An 18,080-nucleotide genomic window follows, 5' to 3' on the forward strand; every position below is an offset into this window, starting at 1 on the left:
GGTTTTTAGCTGGCATTTTTGTAGAGATTGACTAAACTCATTTTTTATTATACCCTATTTAAAGGCACAACAGCTTAATTCAGGACTAGCGAGTAGTCCTTGGCAACACTTCGACCAAACTGGCGCGCGTGTAGGTGGAGTCAACCATACCACCAATATCATCTGCAACCCTTTATATACAGTCTACTTCACAACAGCTAATAAAGATAGATTGACGGTAATCAAAGGATTACAGCCCGGACGAGAACTAAAATTTATTCTGAATCCACTGACATTCTCACTAATTGGGGACTTCAAAATCCCGACTAAATGGCAGAATGCTCTCCAGCTATTACCCCAAGGAACTGTGTTGAGTGATGCACAGTTGAATCACCTACTCAATAAGTATGTACCCAAACTGGGCGAGCAACAAGTTACCCGGATTAGGGAAGCAGCAGCTATTGCTTTCTATCATCAGCAAACAGATTGCCCAGTCGTACAAACCCTCTGTTGTGATGATGCTCCGCAATTCAAGTTAATCACTGCCGAGCGAGCGTTATGTTGGGTACACGAGGGAAGACATTACAAGAAGTTAAGCCCGGTATTCGCTTGCCATCAAGTAATTTTAGGGCAGTTTATCGAAGATTTTTGGGATTATTATCGGGAATTATTAGCTTACAAAGACGCTCCCAGTCCCGAAGCTGCACAGCCTTTAAAGGCTAAATTTCGGCTGCTTTTTGAAACTCCGAGTGGCTATGAATTGTTGGATGAACGCAAACAATTAACTGCGACAAAAGCATTCGAGTTGCTCAGAGTTTTGGAGCATCCTGAATTACCTTTACACAATAATCCGGCTGAGTTAGCCACCAGAACTATGGTGCAGCGACGTAATATTAGCTATGCAACTCAAACGATTGAGGGTACGAGGGCTTGGGATACTTTTATGTCTCTTGTGGCTACTACTCGTCAGTTGGGAATCAGTTTTTTCGATTATGTGCGTGACCGAATTTCTCAACTTGGAGTTATTCGCTCTCTCTCTACTATTATTCGCTCCAAGTTTTCTCTTCATCCCTTGGGCTTGTCTTGGCAACTAGATTAACTGTTACCCCGACTTATTGAGCCGATACTTTTAACCCAATATAACTTTGGTGGTCGCAACTAAAATCTTTTTTGCGTATGTTCGCTCCAACTACTACGTCCATGATCGATCAAATAATTGCCGTTGCCCTGAACTTAATCAATCCTCAACATTTAAGAAATTGGTTTGCTAATTGTTGCTACTGTACTTCATAACAGCGGGAACCGCTGTATCCTATTTTTTGTTTAAGTCCCGCTAACTCCAATTAGAGTAGACCTATTGCATAAATCTTTCATTGATAGGGAAAGCACAGACGCAACGCAGATGCAATGCAGGATAGTGATCGACTTTTTCAATAGGTATTAACTATTGTGGGGTGGGCTTCAAGCCCGCCCTAAACGTTAAATCGAACTGCTATTTGCAGGTAGAAAACCTAGTTTTTCCTGGCAGCGATTTATATAAAAACTGACGACTGTATCAGCAGGGTTTTGTTCGATTAGTTGCTGAAAATACCCCAAGGCTGCGACAAATCTTTCGGATTGCCATCCTTGAATGCCTTTGTCAAATAAACTCTGGGTAAGCTGCTTTGCCTCAGAGTCTGGACAGGAGGCTGCCCAGATTTCGTAGATTTCAATAGCTTCCTGCTTGCCGCGCGGGGTTACTCGATCGATCCAGCGATAGTAATAATTGTTGCGGGGCAAATGGCTGTCAGCAGCCGTCGCCCCAGAAGTAGAAATAATACTCTCCTGTGTTTCCACTTCTAAGTCGCACTTTAATAATAGACTTTCTTTTGAGTGGGAGTTGGAACTTATGCCATTTAGAAATTCTCTCGCATGAACGATCGCATTTTCGCTAACAATAATTTGGCAGCCGTATATTTTAGTTAAATTTTCTAACCGAGAAGCTGTATTTACCACATCGCCGATGACTGTAGAGTCCATGCGGCGATCGGAACCTAAAGTGCCGATCATGCCGATACCTGTGTTAATTCCCGTACCAATATTGACGGGAGATTCTAAATTGTATTGGTGGCGACTGGCATTAAATTCTTGCAAAGTTTCTTGCATTGCTACTGCGGCTTCGATCGCATCCATGGCGTGAGAATTTGGCTTGTCAAATACTGCCATGATTGCATCGCCTAGGTATTTGTCAATAAACCCGCCGTGAGACGTTATGCACTCGTTCATTTTAGTAAAAAAAGCGTTCAACCATTCAAAAGTCTCGCGAGCTTGTTGAGATTCAGCGATCGCAGTAAACCCGCGAATGTCACAAAATAAAACAGTCAGCTCTTCTTCTGTGGCATTGCCCAACTGAATAGATTCTATTCCTTGCGGCGCAATTCGCTCCAGAATTTGCTCTGGCACAAATAGCTGAAATTTTTCTGAAAGATATTCGTTGGCTTCCCAAGCTGCGGCGATTTGGCGTTTGCTTTGCTCTCTGACTTGCTGGTTGAATAGGGAAGATACAGCTTGCGATCGCATTTGACTCAACTGCAAAATATTTTCCACTTTCGCCAGCAACAAACGACTGTTAAAAGGCTTTGTCAAATAATCATCAGCCATCATTTCTAACCCTTTGATGCGAGACATATCGTCATCGAGGGCCGTCAAAAAAATCACCGGTACAGTTTGCAATGCCGTATCCTTCCGCAGGATCTCGCACACATCAAAACCGTCCATCTCCGGCATCATAATATCTAGTAAAATTAAATCGGGTCGAGAGGCGCGGGCAAGGGAGAGCGCTTCATGGCCAGATAGCGCTGATACTGTAGCGTATCCTTTCAGGTGCAATAACTCTTCCAGTAAAGTCAGATTAGCTGGCTCGTCATCAACCAACATGATGCAGGGCGACTTGTTTGACATGGAATATGATATAATATATTGAATTTAGCTCGGGAGTTGCGCGTGGGGAAGCTCGAAAACGGGTTGATTGGTATATTTCTCCTTACTAAACTCGATATTTTTCGTAGGAACAGGCTTTCGGAGGCAAGTGCGGGCAAGTCATATAGATATTTATCTACTATTGAGTTTAACCTTTGTTGTTATCAATTATCATAAATGGCAGTGCTGGAACTGCAAATAATTATTGTTAGCCAAGAAAAGAACGGACAGTAGCGATCGTCAAATTCAAATCCAGTGGCTTGCTCAAATAAGCAGAAGCGCCAGCTTCCAAACATCGCTCACTGTCACCGGGCATCGCCATCGCCGTCACCGCAATCATCGGTACCGAATCCCAGACAGGATCTGCTTTAACTCGGCGCATCAACTCAAAGCCGTCAACATCCGGCAACTGAATGTCCATCAAAATCAAATCCGGCAGCAACTCCGGGGCTGCAGAGGCGGCGAGAATACGATCGGCCATCGCCTTCCCATCTGCGATTATCTCTACCCCGTACCCCTCCAATTCCATCACCTCAGAAATTAACATTTGGTTAAAAGGCTGGTCTTCGACAACCAAAATCCGCTTCCTGGCAATTGGTAAAGCAATCGCAGAAGCAGGAACTAACTTGGTATCCAAAGCACAAGAAGCAAAGTTTCCCAACTGTTGACGTATCTCCGTCAAAGGCAGCCAAACGCGGAAAAGACTTCCCCGATCGCAAACAGATTGAAAAGAAACAGTTCCCCCGTGCAATTCTGCCAGACGCTTAGTCAAAGCCAAACCCAAACCTGTACCTTCGTGCCTCCGAGTTAGGGAAGAATCCACCTGTTGAAAAGGTCGAAATAACAAGTGCCAGCGGTCTTGAGGAATGCCGATGCCGGAGTCTTTCACCTCAAAACAAAAATAAGGAGTGCTGGCATTTACAGGAGAACAATCCGGTCGGTAGTCGCCGTCTATTTCGCTGCCGTAGGCCAGACGCCCGCTGAGTTTAACTTGTCCCTGTTCGGGGGTAAATTTGATGGCATTGGAAAGTAAATTAATCACAATTTGTCGCACTCGCCGTTCGTCGAGCCAAACTTTAGTAATACGGTTGTCGAGTTCTAAAGACAAACCGATTCGCTTTTTCTCGGCCCGTGGCTGCATCATTTTCAGACAGTCTGTCGCGAGTTCTTGAACACGAACAGGCTGTAAGTTTAGTTCTACTTTCCCCGCTTCAATTTTAGAAAGATCGAGAATATCGTTGATTAGCTGCAACAAGTGCTGGCCGCTTTTTTCGATCAGTTCTACATAGTTGATTTGTCGATCGCTCAACTGTCCCGCCGTTTGCCGCAGCAGCAAGTCAGAAAAGCCCAGAATGCTGTTCAGAGGCGTCCGCAATTCGTGGGACATCGAGGCTAAAAACTCCGATTTCAACTGAGAAGAATACTCTAATTCTTCATTAACTTGGCGCAAGTTCTCTTGTGTCTGAGCCCGCTCGATCGCCGCCCCCAAAGTCCGGCAAGCAGCCTCCAGCACTTCTTGGTTGAGGGCGGTTTGCAGTTTTTTGACGTTGCGGGACTCCAGCGTCAGTACGCCAATAATTGTACCGTCGGTGGCTGCGATCGGAAAAATGCCCAGTTGTCCAATTCCTGGATGCCGAAATTTCGGCACGGCATTGGGATGTTGGGCATAATCCTCTACGAACAAAGGTTTACCAGTTTTCACCACTTCCCACAGCAAACCGATGCCGTAGGGAATGCCTTGGTCGAGCAATTCTTGCATTGCTGCGACTACTGGTTCCCCGTAAGTAGCCAGAAATTGACCAGAAATGTGGTTGGAAATCGCCGCCGCTTGCCGATCGTTTCCCTTGCCGCTAATCACCTTGACATCTCCGAAAGCAGCATTCATTGCCTCTACTAGATAGGTGAGGGCAAACTGACCTATTTCTTGCAAACTGTCAGACTTTTGCAGGCGTTCGGTTAAACCTAAAAGAAATCTCAGTCGCCTGACTTCTGCGTTCAAGCTAGCTTGGGAGTTTTGGTATACCGTAACGTCTCGAAAGGTAAACAGCCGTCCGCCGCTGTTGGTAATCGTGGCGCACACCTCCAAACAAACCGCATTGGATTGCTCGAAATAAAATGATAAACTTTCCTGCTGAGATTTTTCGAGCGCTTGCTGAAACTCTTGCCACTGCTGAACTGACAAGTAACCCCGATCGACAATTTCCGCAAACAGCAAGTGGCACTTCGGCTTTGTTTCCAGCCATTCTGGGGACAGTCCCCAGATTCCCGCCAATTTTTTGTTAAACAAAACTAAGCAATCAGACGAGTCGAACAGAGCGATCGCATTGTCTACTTGATTGAGAATCAGTTCTTGGTCTGCCCTCAACTGGTGCAAGTCTCTCTCCATTTTCTCTGTGTGTTTAGCTCTTAGTTTCGTTGTCATAACTTTCTAGGGATATGGCAAGAGTTATTTTATAACTCCTTACTTAAGGTGACATAATTTTATGTTTTTGGGCAGTGAGGGCGATCGATCGGTCTTGTGATCTGAGACACTTGCTGGTTTCGGAGGGCGATCGGAACCCGCTTTGAACTGCGTCGGCTACACTGCTTAATCATGAGGCAATAAGGAGGGAAAGCATTATGAGAGAAGCAGAATCTTTTAATAACAATGCTGTCGAACTTGATGGCATCTGACTTGAAACTCTTGTGTCCAACCCTGTGCTAAATTTACCCATAATAAAAACTAATTCCGATGATAAGAAATCAGCATATAGCAATCATAAGTCATTTGTGAATTTCTTACGGACTCCCAGCGGGTTCGGGGAGGGTTGGGGTGGGGTAAAAAATTTACGACTCCTGCAAGGATTGCTATATGTCAAATGCAATCATGACCTTACCCTTAAATTTTATTAGCAATAACTTGATGATTGGGATTAACTGCTCAAGCAAGTATTGGATTCAAAAACATAGGCATAAGGCGCGCCCTAAGCACCCGGAGACAGTGATATCAGTTTCAAAAAAGCAACTGTAGCCTCGTGAACCCAACCCATACACAATCAGTTATTCCCAATAATTTAACCTCAAATTGTGCGACTGAGCGCTCACGCCCAACTCTAAAATATACAATGGTATGAGTTATGACGATCGCACTTATGAGTAAGGTGTGCAGTGCACACCCTACAAATGTGAGTTAAGCTAATCCGCATTTAAATTGCAGAGTAAAATAAATCTTTACTCTTGTGGGGTGGGCAGGAGATGCCGCACTTAACATACAATTTAAATGCAGTACATGTTAGAGCGTAAGTATTGTTAATGTTTCTTAGGATTTTTCGGAAAAGGAATGCCCAAACTTTCGTGAAAAACAACCTGAGTTTTATAAGTCAAGCGCCGGTTAACTTGTTTGATGATTTTTTCCAAAAGCGCATCGCCGGTTTTTTCTATTAAAGGCTGAGACATCGATCGAATAAACTTGGGAAAGCAAACCCCCACAGCCAAATCCAGCTTCCAGCTAGTAATGGTAATCGCAGGCGGCAGCTTAGCACGTTCCGAGCTCGGCCAATCGGCGGCAAACTCCTGAGACGGTATCTCCACTAGCTTCATTGCCGATCGAAAATCCACTTCATACCCAGGCGAGGTATAATCCGGAACCGGAATAGTCTTAATTAAATAGCAGCCTTCAGCGTCAGGCGGCAGCAACTCTAAACCAATTCTCGCTTCAACGCGGTAGCCGAAAGCCCCAAAACGCCCGATTAATAAATCATAGCCGTTTTCTCCGAGCGGCTCGGCCTTCATCGGCGAAGCGCACTGGCAAAACCAAGTCTTGTGGTTGTTCAAATGCTTTGCCACCGTCTCCGCATCGGCGTACATCTCCATGCTGTCTTCAAAATGCGTGTGAAACCAAATCGGCTCAACTTCCTCTCCTGCATCCGCGCTTTGACTTTCCGGCTGTCGGAAACTCGCATCTGGGTAGTAATTTTCGTCAGAAGCTTCAACAGTGTGATATTCAGCGGAATCCTGCTTCATTGTATGCTCTCCTGTTATACACGCCAATCGATCCGGTTGGGGATGTGTTAAGGGAGTTTCCTCCCTACAATTGAGAAATTGATAGTAACAAAACTTACCCTAATCCAGCATAACTCGACTTATGAAAGCATTTGTAGCAGGAGCCACAGGTCAGACTGGCCGCCGCATCGTCGCAGAATTAGTCAAGCGAGGTATTCCCGTGCGCGCCTTAGTCCGAAATCTAGACACAGCTAGACAAATTTTACCACCGGAGGCTGAGTTAGTGACTGGGGATGTATTAAATGCGACTTCCCTGGGCGATGCCATCGGGGATAGTACGGTATTGCTGTGTGCGACAGGGGCGGCCCCTGGTTTTGACCCGACAGCGCCTTACAAGGTGGATTTTGAAGGTACTAAAAATTTGGTGGATGCAGCTAAGGCTAAGGGCATTGAGCATTTTGTGCTTGTGACTTCTCTGTGCGTCTCTCAGTTTTTTCACCCGCTGAATTTGTTCTGGCTGATTCTGGTTTGGAAGAAGCAAGCCGAGGAGTATTTGCAAAAAAGCGGTTTGACTTATACGATCGTCCGTCCGGGCGGTCTCAAAAATGAGGATAATTCAGATGCGATCGTCATGACTGGTGCGGACAAAATGTTTGAGAGCAGCATTCCCCGCACCAAGGTAGCCCAAGTGTGCGTGGAGGCGCTGTTTCAGCCGGCTTCTCGCAACAAGGTTGTGGAAATTGTGGCGAAGTCGGAGGCTCCGCAAAAGAGTTTTGAGGAGTTGTTTGCCAGTGTGATTTGATTGAATTAGCCTCGCTTGGGTTCGGTGCGTCAGACCAAAAACACTTTGATTTGGATCTGAGATGTTGCACCATTGTCAAGAACAGGCTTTCCGGCCTGTTCCACAAAAAGTGCATTTTCTTGTGGGGTGGGCATCCTGCCCGCCCAAAAAAGGCTTATCGAGAATGGTGCAAGATGTGATTTGGGTCAAAGATTCGGGCTGACGCACCCTACAGCAATTTTCCGATCGCCAAATCTGGCAAAATCTTAATAGTTTTACCATTCGCCGTTGAAATTTCTCTCTCCCAGCATGAAAACTCTCAAGTGGCCAGCTTGGTTCCCCTATCCGATTTCGTGGTTAAGGGCATTTGCTCTCGCTCAGAGTTTTAGTTTTGTCCTTGGCAGGGGCATTCCTTTTGTCAGCGACGATATCGGCTTTCTGACTCTACTGCTGGCGGCTTGGCTGATTCAGTTGCCTGTGTTTTTTGTTTGTCACTTTTTAGCAGTCAAAATCTTAAATCCCTTACTAATTATGCTGCCGGGGCGCTTTCGCGTTGCGCGCAAGTTCAAGCGCCGGCATACGGGTATTCGATCGCACTTGCGAGAAGGGTTGAATGCTGTTGTAGTGATTTTTTTTGCCTTTAATCTGTCGCTGTTGGTGCAACTTGCGATTTTTTATTGGCCAGCGCGATCGATCGATCCGGCTCAGTTACTAACAGGAATATCTACTCTGACAAATGTTGCGGTAGCCGGTGAATTAGATTTCTGGCTGATTAAATTGGCGGGGGTTTTATCGAGTCTAACGCTGGTAGCCGCCCCCCTATATCAATACGATTTTCGGGTGCGCCGGATGCGGGCGGCTCGAAAATGGGTTGAATTGGCGGAAATGGAAATGACCTTGCTGGAAGCTGAGAAATTGAGCCGTCGAAAAAGAGGTTTGCTGAGGCGATCGGAGATTCAAATCCTCGGATTTATACTTTTAATCGGCGCTGTGATTGGCGGCGGTGTTTTTTTGGTTGACAGTTTGCGGGGAAATCAGCAGTTGTCGCAGTCGGCAAGCGGGGTGGGAAAATTTCCGCCGCTGGCTATGAAAACCGGCGATCCTTACATTCGAGCCCTGATGCGAACTATTTCTGCTAGCGAGTCGAATGTTGCTCGACCTTATCACGTTGTTTACGGTGGCAAATATATATTAGATTTGAGCCGCCATCCTGACTGGTGCGTGAAGATTGTTAATGGCCCGAATCGAGGCAAGTGTACTACCGCTGCGGGCAGGTATCAATTTCTGACTTCGACTTGGAAGGAGAAGGCGAAGCGCTATCAGGCCCGTCGTGCTAATTTTTTATTTTGGGAAGATTACAGTTTTGAACCAGAAGATCAGGATGCTGTGGTTTATGCTTGGTTGAGCGATCGCAAGTTTTGGAAAGCTGATATTCCTGAGATGTTGCGGCAGGAAAGATTAACTGAGGTATTGCGGATGCTTTCGGGAACTTGGACGAGTTTGGGATATGGAATTGAGAACAATTCTATGAGTTCTCGTTTGCCGAAAGTCTACCGGGAAATGCTGCGGGAAGAATTGGAAAATGCTGGTGCTTAGCGAGTTAAATGTTGACTGTTGACATTTGACTGTTGACGGTTGACTGTTAACTCTTAACGAATGTTGTTGGTTATTAACAAGCCAAAGCGATTAAGAAGTAACCACTAATAAGTAACGAATAACTAATCTTTCAAGTTTGGTAAAAATGCTGTCAAACATTTGTACAATTCTAATCCAGGTCCAGCTTGCAGGGGATAAAGCCTGTCGAAATTAATGGGGTTTCCCGGTGCTAATTTCCACTCGGTTTGCTGTGCTGTTTTTGGGGAAATTTCGATCGCTACCGTGATGTTAATAATGTTGTTGTGCTGGGGGATGCCACGGAAGCAGTAACTTTTGCCGGTGCGTTTGTCTGAATCGCTGCCGGTGATGTATCTGTCTTGTTTGCGAAATTGAATTTCTCTGAAAGGTCGATCGATCGCAAAGGAGTCTCGGTAGCGGTAGTCTCCGTCGCGCAAGATTTCGACAGTCGGCTTGATTTGACTTATCACTGTTGCTGGACTAAGAGTTAGCATCATTGATCCGCGTTCCTCCTGTGAAATAGGTGATTTTGGTTGCTGGTGTCTGAGTCTCTGGGGGCGATCGGCTTAAACAAATCCGCCCTGTAACAAATTAATAAAAGTTGTGATGCAGTTTAAGTTGATCCCTGTTTATCATGAATAATTATTTCATGGTTTCATCTCTGTTACCTATCTGAGTAATAATAGAAACATACAGCAAGCCGTGAGAAATTTTACGGGCGCATATTTAGGGATTAATTGACGATACTGCGAGGATACTGCTATGTTGTGCGTGACGCGAGAAACAAAAAATTTAGGGCGGCTTGAAACCGAAAATTCCCAACGGCGAGGCTCTTTCACCTCTGCGTCTAAAAGTACCCGTATTCTGCGATCGCGAGTTTACAAAGATGAGGCTCTGGTGTCGGCCACGCTAGCGGGACTGCCAGCTCTTTTGGCATCCCTCGAAAGCTTTCGCGAGCAGTAGAACTTGGCATTTTCTCTTGCTATATTTGGCCCGTGGATGTTTGTGATAGCGCCTGCCAACCGAGTAGGGGCTGTTTTGATTGCACCTAAAATTCTCCTCGATTTGAGTAGAGTTTTGCTGTGCTGAACTATTCCAGGACTCAGAAACCTGGTTGTTTATACACAAACATTTTTACAGCCCTTTGTTATGGTATGAAAAATGGTATAAAAACCAGGTTTCTTGGTATCTGTCCGTAAGTATTGTGTTAACAAAATTTATTTGTCAGTGTCATCAGGTGCGATCGATGCCTCTACCTCTTGGGAGGAACGGCTTAACATAGAGTCGTGCAGGTGTTCGCTGTGCTGCCTTTCTTGAGCCATTAATTCTCTGGCTTTTTCTTCAGCAATTCCCTCCCCAGGTGTTTCTAGCTCGTGGGAGGAACGGTTGAGCATAGAGTCTTGCAAATGTTCGCTATGCTGTCTTTCTCGTGCAATTAGTTGTCTAGCTTTTTCTTCGGTGTTCATGAGTAGTTTCTCCAATTGTTTTTGAGAACTGATTCTTATATTAAGATGCCACAATTCGAGGGTAAATGTAGCAATTTTAACATAAATTTTTACAAATAATTGTAGAAAAAAATGTAGAAAAAAATTGAGTCGGCTGGCGGTGGGTATCGGGATCGGTGGTTGCCGAGCTAATTATTGCCAGACACCGGAAAAGATATTCTTGACTGCGATCGCAATTCGATTTAAGTCTTCCTTCAGCAGCGGTGGCCAAGAAACTCCTCTGCGGAGTCCAGCTTCAAATTGCTGCAAACCTTCTACTGACAGTAAATGCAGTGCCGAGATCAATTGTCGATCGAGCATTGGAGATTCTTGCAGCCCTTCAAACAATATTTTTAAAGCTAATAAAATCGATGTCACCTGTCCGGGTACAGGGGGTTGACCTTGTTTGAGACGCATCAGGAAGGCGTCGGGATTTTTCTTGGTTTCCAGGGCGGTTCCTTGGTCGATCAGAAAACTGCGGGCTGTTTTGTAATCCATTTGACGTGCGATCGCTCTCCTGCAATTAATTAGCAGGCATTATATCACTTTTTGGCTCGCTCAATTTGGTAATATATTTCCATACAGCCTACACTACAGCTACTCGTGAGGTGCGCCCATAAGCACGCTACAGCTACTGATTAGAGGCGTAGCATTCATCCCACAGTCGCCTTGAGCGAAGTGAAACGGACAGCGAAAAATAAAACAATGGCAAAACACCAAGGAAATAGCAGAAAATCCAAGATTTATCGCTACTTGTGGCTGCTTTTTTTGTGTCTGAGCTTTCTGTTAGTTCCGCTCATCCAAAAAATAGCTGCCGATACGCCATTCCCCCCACCCGCTCCTATTGAAAATAGTGCTACTTTTGGAGCGAGGATTCAAAGGACGATGGGGCTACTTGCTGCTAGCACTCCAACAGACCGCCGCCAAGTGCGTATCCTATTCTACGGTCAATCCATCACTCAGCAAGATTGGTGGCAAGATGTAGTGAAGGATTTGAGACAGCGATTCCCCAATGCAGATTTAATTGTGGAAAATCGGGCGCTCGGAGGATTTGCAGCACCGATTTTAATCCGTCCCAGCGAACACGATTTGTATCCTTTTTATCCAGACTTGCTAATTTTTCACGTCTACGGAGGTGGTGAAGATTACGAAGCCATAATTGCCAATGTCCGCAGCCGCACTGCTAGCGAAATACTCTTGCATTCTGACCACATCGACTGGATGCCGACAGGCAACAGCGACGATCCAAATTCAGTCAAAAGATACGAATGGCACAACACTCATTCTACTAAATGGCTGCCGGAGTTGGCCGATAAGTACGGCTGTGAAATCGCAGAAATTCGCGAACCTTGGCGCAGGTATTTGAAAGACAATCGCTTGCAGCCACAACAGCTATTGAGCGACAGCATTCACCTTAACGATTGGGGAAACTTTCTCCTAGCTGCTCTGATAAAACCGCATCTGCGATACAAGCCAAATTCTTCTCAACCGCCGCAGGATTTAGTGAAAACCTATATGGTTGGCAGCGATGTTAAGTGGCAAAATGGCAAGTTGGTTTTAGAATTTGAAGGAAATAGAATAGATGCGATCGCCGATAAAACCTTCAACGGCAAGGCAATGTCTGCTAGAATTGCGATCGACGGCAAAAAACCCTCAGAATTTCCTGAACTTTACAGCATCACCAGACCTAGCGTTACTCTTGGCGTCGGTTGGCCGGCAATCATCCAAGTATCCAGCCAAAAACCGCTAATCGTCGAAGATTGGAAAGCCATAATTACTGAGATTAACAGCGACGCTAGCAAGTTTAAATTTGACGTTGTAGGTTCTAAAACAGGTTACGACGGCAGCGGTACAAACGACGAAATGTTTGTCTCAAACTCTGGCCGCGTCGTGATTGAACCGAGAAACTGGTGGCTGAAAAATTCTTATGAAGACTCTCAAAAACCGACGCCTAAAGGCTTTGAAATTTCCTGGCAGGTGCGACCAATGTTTGTTGATTCATACGTTCCTCCACAAATTACGGATTCAAGCCGCGAGTATTCTACAACATTGGCTCAGAATTTGAGCAACTCCAAACACATCCTCGAAATCGTCCCCGAAACAGATGGGAAAGTTCCTATTGAGGCAATTCGAGTGTATCGCCCTCCTTTCTCCAATCTACCATCTAAAGTTGAGAGTCTTAAACCGCAGAGTTCAGCGGATGAAGACGGATGAACGCTGATGCAATTTGAGCAGCGTTTATTTGCGTTCATCAGCGGTTTAAAAAATATTCCTGTTATTTTATAGCCATCCTGGTGGCACTCGGGTTGATGAGTGTTCAAACCCTTAATATTTAAGCATCTTGACTCCTGACTACGGCCATAATCGCCAAGATTATCAACTTCTCATAATCCCCAACTCTTGAAACATCAACAGCGATAAAAAGAAATCGGCCACAAAAATAAACACCCACGAAGTCACAACCGCGGCCGTTGCAGCTTGGCCTACTCCTTTCCCTCCGCCCACTGTCGTCAATCCCCAACCGCAACCGACAAGGGCAATTATTAACCCAAAAATAAAACTTTTAATCACCACAGTTACTAAATCCCCAGGCCCCAAAAAAGTCCGCACCGATTCCAAAAATACCGACGGTTCCAAATTATAAAAATGAACCGCTACAAATAGCCCGCCCAAAATCCCCACCGCTACCGCAAAAATTGTTAAAATCGGCAGCATGATGCAGCAAGCTATCACCCTCGGCACTACTAAATAATCAACCGGATTTGTTCTTAACATATACAGGGCGTCTATTTGTTCCGTCACCTGCATTTCTCCTATCTCCGCCGCAAAGGCCGAACCTACTTGTCCCGCCACCACGCCCGCCGTTAAAAGTGGTGCTAGTTCGCCACAAAATGCCACAGCAAATGCACCTCCCATAGCCCCAACCGCCCCAAAGCGCACCAATTCTCTGGCTGATTGAAATGTAAAAATCATGCCGCCAAAAAAGGCTATTAGCAGCACGGATCGCAAAGAATCCAGGCCTACTGTTACTAAATGTTCCATGATTTTGCGGCGGTCAATTTTGCCTTGGAGTATGCGTAGCAGCACTTGGCCACCCAGGAACAACGTCACAAAAAACCGCTGAAACCACCTGTTATTGAAGGTTTCATCTAAATGTCGATCGTACTTTTCTTGGTATTTTTTAACCAATGACGGAGGGCTCGCGATTAATTGCAAACAGGGCGAAGCACTGCCACATAGAGATTTTCGGCAATCCTACAGCAATTATTGCACGATTTGTCAACATATATTTTCAGTCGGCTTGCCCTGCGGTTGGTGCCCTATACCATTTTAGACTTTAGACTGGCAGTGATTGATTCTGTGGTCATTATCACTCATTTCCCAATCTAAAATCTAAAATCTCAAACCCTAGGACTACTCCGCAAGTAATAAGTCAATAAAATTATCCAACTGTTCATTATTCTTTTCGGCTTGCTCCTTGCCAATTCTCAGCAGGTCTGATATTTTATCTTCCGAGGCATCATCAATCGGCAGCGGTTGTTCGTGGCTCAAATCGGGAGTAATTCTCAAATATTGATTCGGTCTTTCAACCGCATCATAAATTTGAATTAGTTGATAATTTACAGTTTCCGCTACTCCCGTCATCATGATATTAATCAAAGGCTCAACCCACTCAACTTGACCCCAATTTTTTACTTTTTCGTAGGCGAATTTTTTCTGAGCTTCTCCTGTTCCCAAGGATAAAATTACCATATCTTTTGCGGTCGGGCCTTTGTCGGAGCGATCGTCAGGAATTGTGAATTTATTTCTAACTTCTGCATAGGCACAAAGTGCCGGATTGTTTGCGAAGACTCCCCCGTCAATTAAAGCGTAGCATTCGTTGCTAAAAGAGTAGAGTTTAGAAACCTCAAAATAAGAGGGAGCTGCCGATGTTGCTCTGGCGATATCTCTAATAAAATAGTCTTCTGCTGGACATTTTTGAGCATCTATTTGATCGAAGAAGTGAGCTTTTCTCCTTTCGATGTCGTAACTGGAAATTAAACAAGGTTTTAGCAGTTCGCTGAGTTTGCAATCTCTAAAATTTTCCCAAAATAATTTTTCTAAGGGATCGCTGGGATATTTCTCATCTCTCAAACCATCTAGAGATCTGACTTTTTGCCACAATGAAGTCTGAAAAACGTCGCGGCCGCTCTTAATCGAAAAATTAACAGCGTCTTGGGCCGCCCACCGAGGCCTGCTAGGATTTTCGGCATCGGGACACAAATAGATGCAAGTTAAAATTCCTCCCGCACTCGTGCCCGCGATTAAATCAAAATAGTCAGCTATTCTCGCATCTGGGTTGCCACTTTTTTGTTGCAGCTTTGACTCAACGCTAACTAAAACTTGCGCGGGAATAATTCCTCTAATTCCGCCTCCATCTATGGATAAAATTCTGGTATATTTAGCCATAACTGTTGCCTCTTCTGAATGTTTGCTCGTTTCCTACAGTCCGGGATACAAAAATTGGTTTGAGAGGCTAATCATAGCGGTAATAGCCGTAAGCTGCTTAGGGCGCACCTACATAATTCCGAATTCATGCACCGCTCAATCTCAAATCCCAAATCTTCAATCTAAATTTAATGGGCGGGCTGCGATCTTATAGCGAAAAATGTATTCTACAATTTCTACGTAATTGTAAGCTGCCGCTGGCGAGTCTGCCCAGACTGTGATGCCGTGATCGCGAATTAACAAAGCGGGTACAGAGGGCGCACAAATGGCAAAGAATTCGCAAATTTCCTTGGCTATCTTAGGGACTTCTAAATAATTTGTAAAGAGGGGTATCGACACTTGCGGGTTTTCCTCCCACACCCCCAAACCTTTCAGCATTTCGATCGCGGGTAAAGGCACTGCATCTCCTGCGGTTAGCCGAGAAACTAAATTTGCCTCGATGGAGTGCACGTGATAGCAAGCTTTAGCGTCTGGAAAACAATTGTAAACGGCTAAATGAATGCTGGTTTCGGCCGAAGGGCGGCTGTCGGCAACAGGTTGCTCGACAATTGCCCCCTCTGAGTTCATTCTGATAAAATCTTGTTCAGTTAACTGCCCTTTGGCGCGGCCGCTAGCAGTAATCCAAAAACTGCCATCTGGTAAGCGGGCTGAAAGATTGCCAGCAGTCCCAACCATCCAACCGCGATCGTAAAAATGTTTGGCTGCTGCAATTAAATCCGATCTCAAATCGCCACTCATTCTTTACAAATCCTCAGTTTTTAATCTACTTTTTACTTTAATAGGAGTTGCGCTGGCCTATCTAAACGTATGGTAATCCGTGCAAAGCTTATATCAAATTCGGTCGCATCGGACTTATCTGCACGGGGGCGGGTTTATTATATTGTTTATTATGGGCAATTATTGTTGGTGAACCCGCCCCTACAAAATTTAACATCATACAATACCGATGCAAACGGAATTTATATTACCTGAGAAAGGCGATAGTTTCAATTCCATTTTTGGGACAAATTTTCCAACACATCAAAAAAATTATCCCATTTAGTATAAGGCTTTTGTTGTTCGTCTAGATACTCGGCAAGCCGATCGCGCGCAAACACCGACGAAGCCTGCAAAGCCATATTAAAATCCGTCAGAGAATCTCCGATCGCCACCTGTTCTTCGGCCGGGTGCTGCGCCATCACCCGCACCTTAGCCACCAATTCCTCATCTCCTTCCAACTCAGAACTGACTTGCAACCGAGGGCCGCTAGCGTCCACATCCACAGCGTAAATAACGCTCGCCCGGTGTACCAAATCGCCCATTACCGTCTCTACCATGACCCGAAGACCGCCGGACACGATCGCAAAATCTACCTTTTTATCGTCCAAAAAATCCAGCAATTCCAACAATCCCGGCCGCATTAGCCTTCCCCTAGAAAATTCCACAATTTCCCCGTAACATTGCGAGGGAATAGACTCTAATAACTGCCGCACTCCCGATCGCAAACTCAGCCTTCTAGCGTATATTTCAGGCATTAGTTGAGACGACAATTCCGGTGCGAAATGCTTGAGCATTGCCACAAAAGTTTCTTCAACAGTTATCGTGCCGTCAAAGTCGCAGAATACCACCCGTTGCTGATTGTTCGGGATTGAAGATTTTTGCTTGTCATCGGTCATTGTCAGTCGCACCTTTCGAGAACGGGAAAAGTTTACACAATTCATCGTACACTATCGAGCGATCGAGCGGGACTGCCCAAAACTAATAGTGAGGCGCTGTTTGTTGGCAATTTCCCGCAGGATTTTATGCAGATTCTTCGAGAGAATCTTCATCTTCCAGGGAATCTTCATCTTCCAGGGAATCTTCCAGCGAATCTTCCAGGGAATCTTCCAGGGAATCTTCTAAGTCCTGCTGTTGGTTTTTTGTCTTTTGGGGGTTAGACTTAGCCGGCAAACAGATTAAATTATCATCCTCAGTATTAATCAAACCTTTCGATCGCAACTTACCCATCAGGCGCGTCACAGTCACCCGCGTTGACCCGATGGCGCTACCAATTTGAGCGTGAGTCAAGGCCCAAGGCAGGCGGTAGCCCCGAACCACATCCGGTTCGCCGTCACCTACGTAAGGTTCGCCGAACTCCTCGATCAACAAAGTGAGAAATCCCAACAGTCGGTCGATCGTCCGGCGCTGTCCCAAAGTGCTCAGCCAGAGAAGTTTCCGCTGGTGCTGGTAGCGAAACGCATCCAAAATTTCCCTACGAAAGTGAGGCCAATTATCCAAGTCGTGCCAGTACATCCACACTACGTGAGTTTGATCGGCATGAGCGTAAGCTTGGAGAGTAAACGGAGACTGAGCAACCAGTTCAAAGGGCTGGCCAGCGCCGACGAAGCCCAAGAAAGCTTCTTCTGTAGTTTTGTCAACGGATTTTGACTTCGCCGCCGCAGCGCTAACTTGAGCGCTACCTACGAGCCGCACAGAACCTTTCTGAACTAAATACAGCAGTCCGGGCCTTGCGGGAATCCGCTCGTCTTTGCTAAAAGTCCGGCAGCGGTAGTGTTCCTGGGCCCAGTCGATAATTCGCTGCCAAGTGATAAAAGGTCGATCGATAGTCTCTAGAGGTGTGGAAGTTGATTGCATAAGTGAGGCTCTGGGATATATTTAATAGTGAGACAAACAGTTTCTGCCAGCAGTGCGATACAAAGTGAGATAACCAACCCCCGATCGAGCTTGTACGCTTCTTAACTGTGCTGACTTTTCTGTGTTTTACCGAAAAATTAAATGTAGCAAAAAATACATCAAAATGGTAGAGATCAGCAAAA

At 45.5% G+C, this 18,080-nt stretch carries 16 protein-coding genes; 4 read left to right on the plus strand and 12 right to left on the minus strand.

All coding sequences use genetic code 11. The features are described from left to right. Positions 1-346 precede the first annotated feature (346 nt). Positions 347-1,078, plus strand: coding sequence for an IS66 family transposase (locus tag QUA25_RS21285; RefSeq protein WP_333041133.1), 732 nt, complete (start codon positions 347-349; stop codon positions 1,076-1,078). Positions 1,079-1,458: 380 nt separating this feature from the next. Here the strand turns inward: QUA25_RS21285 and QUA25_RS21290 are convergent, their stop codons facing one another. The 3 genes from QUA25_RS21290 to QUA25_RS21300 form a co-directional block, all read right to left on the minus strand. Further along, the gene (locus tag QUA25_RS21290) at positions 1,459-2,919 is read right to left on the minus strand and encodes a response regulator (protein ID WP_333041134.1); all 1,461 of its coding nucleotides are present in this window, start codon (positions 2,917-2,919) and stop codon (positions 1,459-1,461) included. 226 nt (positions 2,920-3,145) lie between these two features. Then, positions 3,146-5,359: an ATP-binding protein gene (locus tag QUA25_RS21295; protein WP_333041135.1), complete on the minus strand. Its 2,214-nt coding sequence runs from the start codon at positions 5,357-5,359 to the stop codon at positions 3,146-3,148. An 866-nt stretch (positions 5,360-6,225) separates the two neighbouring features. After that, a complete protein-coding gene (locus QUA25_RS21300) occupies positions 6,226-6,939 on the minus strand; it encodes a DUF1997 domain-containing protein (RefSeq protein ID WP_333041136.1) in 714 nt (237 codons plus the stop codon). A gap of 121 nt (positions 6,940-7,060) precedes the next feature. Between QUA25_RS21300 and QUA25_RS21305 the strand changes: the two genes are divergently transcribed. Together QUA25_RS21305 and QUA25_RS21310 are read left to right on the plus strand one after the other, a co-directional pair. Further along, a complete protein-coding gene (locus tag QUA25_RS21305; RefSeq protein WP_333041137.1) occupies positions 7,061-7,720 on the plus strand; it encodes an NAD(P)H-binding protein in 660 nt (219 codons plus the stop codon). A gap of 288 nt (positions 7,721-8,008) precedes the next feature. Next, positions 8,009-9,295: a glycoside hydrolase family protein gene (locus tag QUA25_RS21310; protein ID WP_333041138.1), complete on the plus strand. Its 1,287-nt coding sequence runs from the start codon at positions 8,009-8,011 to the stop codon at positions 9,293-9,295. Positions 9,296-9,417: 122 nt separating this feature from the next. Here the strand turns inward: QUA25_RS21310 and QUA25_RS21315 are convergent, their stop codons facing one another. The 4 genes from QUA25_RS21315 to QUA25_RS21330 form a co-directional block, all read right to left on the minus strand. Beyond that, positions 9,418-9,810, minus strand: coding sequence for a hypothetical protein (locus tag QUA25_RS21315; protein ID WP_333041139.1), 393 nt, complete (start codon positions 9,808-9,810; stop codon positions 9,418-9,420). 350 nt (positions 9,811-10,160) lie between these two features. Further along, positions 10,161-10,286, minus strand: coding sequence for a hypothetical protein (locus tag QUA25_RS21320; protein WP_333041140.1), 126 nt, complete (start codon positions 10,284-10,286; stop codon positions 10,161-10,163). A gap of 244 nt (positions 10,287-10,530) precedes the next feature. Continuing rightward, positions 10,531-10,779: a hypothetical protein gene (locus QUA25_RS21325; RefSeq protein WP_333041141.1), complete on the minus strand. Its 249-nt coding sequence runs from the start codon at positions 10,777-10,779 to the stop codon at positions 10,531-10,533. Between the two features lie 171 nt (positions 10,780-10,950). Beyond that, positions 10,951-11,295, minus strand: a complete 345-nt coding sequence (locus tag QUA25_RS21330; protein WP_015174589.1) for a hypothetical protein — start codon at positions 11,293-11,295, stop codon at positions 10,951-10,953. Positions 11,296-11,502: 207 nt separating this feature from the next. On the opposite strand from QUA25_RS21330, the gene QUA25_RS21335 reads away from it, so the two are divergent. After that, complete coding sequence (locus tag QUA25_RS21335; RefSeq protein ID WP_333041142.1) at positions 11,503-13,011, plus strand: SGNH/GDSL hydrolase family protein; 1,509 nt, start codon at positions 11,503-11,505, stop codon at positions 13,009-13,011. Between the two features lie 162 nt (positions 13,012-13,173). On the opposite strand, the gene QUA25_RS21340 is transcribed toward QUA25_RS21335, so the two are convergent. From QUA25_RS21340 to QUA25_RS21360, 5 genes are all read right to left on the minus strand, one after another. Next, positions 13,174-13,986 carry an MlaE family lipid ABC transporter permease subunit gene (locus QUA25_RS21340; RefSeq protein WP_333041143.1) on the minus strand — a complete coding sequence of 271 codons (813 nt, stop codon included), beginning with the start codon at positions 13,984-13,986 and terminating at the stop codon, positions 13,174-13,176. Positions 13,987-14,211: 225 nt separating this feature from the next. After that, positions 14,212-15,246, minus strand: a complete 1,035-nt coding sequence (locus QUA25_RS21345) for a patatin-like phospholipase family protein (protein WP_333041144.1) — start codon at positions 15,244-15,246, stop codon at positions 14,212-14,214. Positions 15,247-15,402: 156 nt separating this feature from the next. Next, positions 15,403-16,023, minus strand: a complete 621-nt coding sequence (gene mtnB / locus QUA25_RS21350) for a methylthioribulose 1-phosphate dehydratase (protein WP_333041145.1) — start codon at positions 16,021-16,023, stop codon at positions 15,403-15,405. Between the two features lie 248 nt (positions 16,024-16,271). Beyond that, on the minus strand, positions 16,272-16,940 hold the full coding sequence (locus QUA25_RS21355; protein ID WP_333041146.1) for an HAD-IB family phosphatase: 669 nt from the start codon (positions 16,938-16,940) through the stop codon (positions 16,272-16,274). 124 nt (positions 16,941-17,064) lie between these two features. Next, a complete protein-coding gene (locus QUA25_RS21360) occupies positions 17,065-17,898 on the minus strand; it encodes a Crp/Fnr family transcriptional regulator (protein ID WP_445242201.1) in 834 nt (277 codons plus the stop codon). Between the last annotated feature and the right edge of the window lie 182 nt (positions 17,899-18,080).

Origin of the sequence: Microcoleus sp. Pol17C6, from assembly GCF_036701145.1 — a bacterium.
GTDB lineage: Bacteria > Cyanobacteriota > Cyanobacteriia > Cyanobacteriales > Microcoleaceae > Microcoleus.

Coding starts and splice junctions, on each gene's coding strand:
- QUA25_RS21290 (WP_333041134.1), bottom strand. CDS start 2,919: ATGTCAAACAAGTCGCCCTGCATCATGTTGGTTGATGACGAGCCAGCT.
- QUA25_RS21295 (WP_333041135.1), bottom strand. CDS start 5,359: ATGACAACGAAACTAAGAGCTAAACACACAGAGAAAATGGAGAGAGAC.
- QUA25_RS21300 (WP_333041136.1), bottom strand. CDS start 6,939: ATGAAGCAGGATTCCGCTGAATATCACACTGTTGAAGCTTCTGACGAA.
- QUA25_RS21305 (WP_333041137.1), top strand. CDS start 7,061: ATGAAAGCATTTGTAGCAGGAGCCACAGGTCAGACTGGCCGCCGCATC.
- QUA25_RS21310 (WP_333041138.1), top strand. CDS start 8,009: ATGAAAACTCTCAAGTGGCCAGCTTGGTTCCCCTATCCGATTTCGTGG.
- QUA25_RS21315 (WP_333041139.1), bottom strand. CDS start 9,810: ATGATGCTAACTCTTAGTCCAGCAACAGTGATAAGTCAAATCAAGCCG.
- QUA25_RS21320 (WP_333041140.1), bottom strand. CDS start 10,286: ATGCCAAGTTCTACTGCTCGCGAAAGCTTTCGAGGGATGCCAAAAGAG.
- QUA25_RS21325 (WP_333041141.1), bottom strand. CDS start 10,779: ATGAACACCGAAGAAAAAGCTAGACAACTAATTGCACGAGAAAGACAG.
- QUA25_RS21330 (WP_015174589.1), bottom strand. CDS start 11,295: ATGGATTACAAAACAGCCCGCAGTTTTCTGATCGACCAAGGAACCGCC.
- QUA25_RS21335 (WP_333041142.1), top strand. CDS start 11,503: ATGGCAAAACACCAAGGAAATAGCAGAAAATCCAAGATTTATCGCTAC.
- QUA25_RS21345 (WP_333041144.1), bottom strand. CDS start 15,246: ATGGCTAAATATACCAGAATTTTATCCATAGATGGAGGCGGAATTAGA.
- mtnB (WP_333041145.1), bottom strand. CDS start 16,023: ATGAGTGGCGATTTGAGATCGGATTTAATTGCAGCAGCCAAACATTTT.
- QUA25_RS21355 (WP_333041146.1), bottom strand. CDS start 16,940: ATGACCGATGACAAGCAAAAATCTTCAATCCCGAACAATCAGCAACGG.
- QUA25_RS21360 (WP_445242201.1), bottom strand. CDS start 17,898: ATGCAATCAACTTCCACACCTCTAGAGACTATCGATCGACCTTTTATC.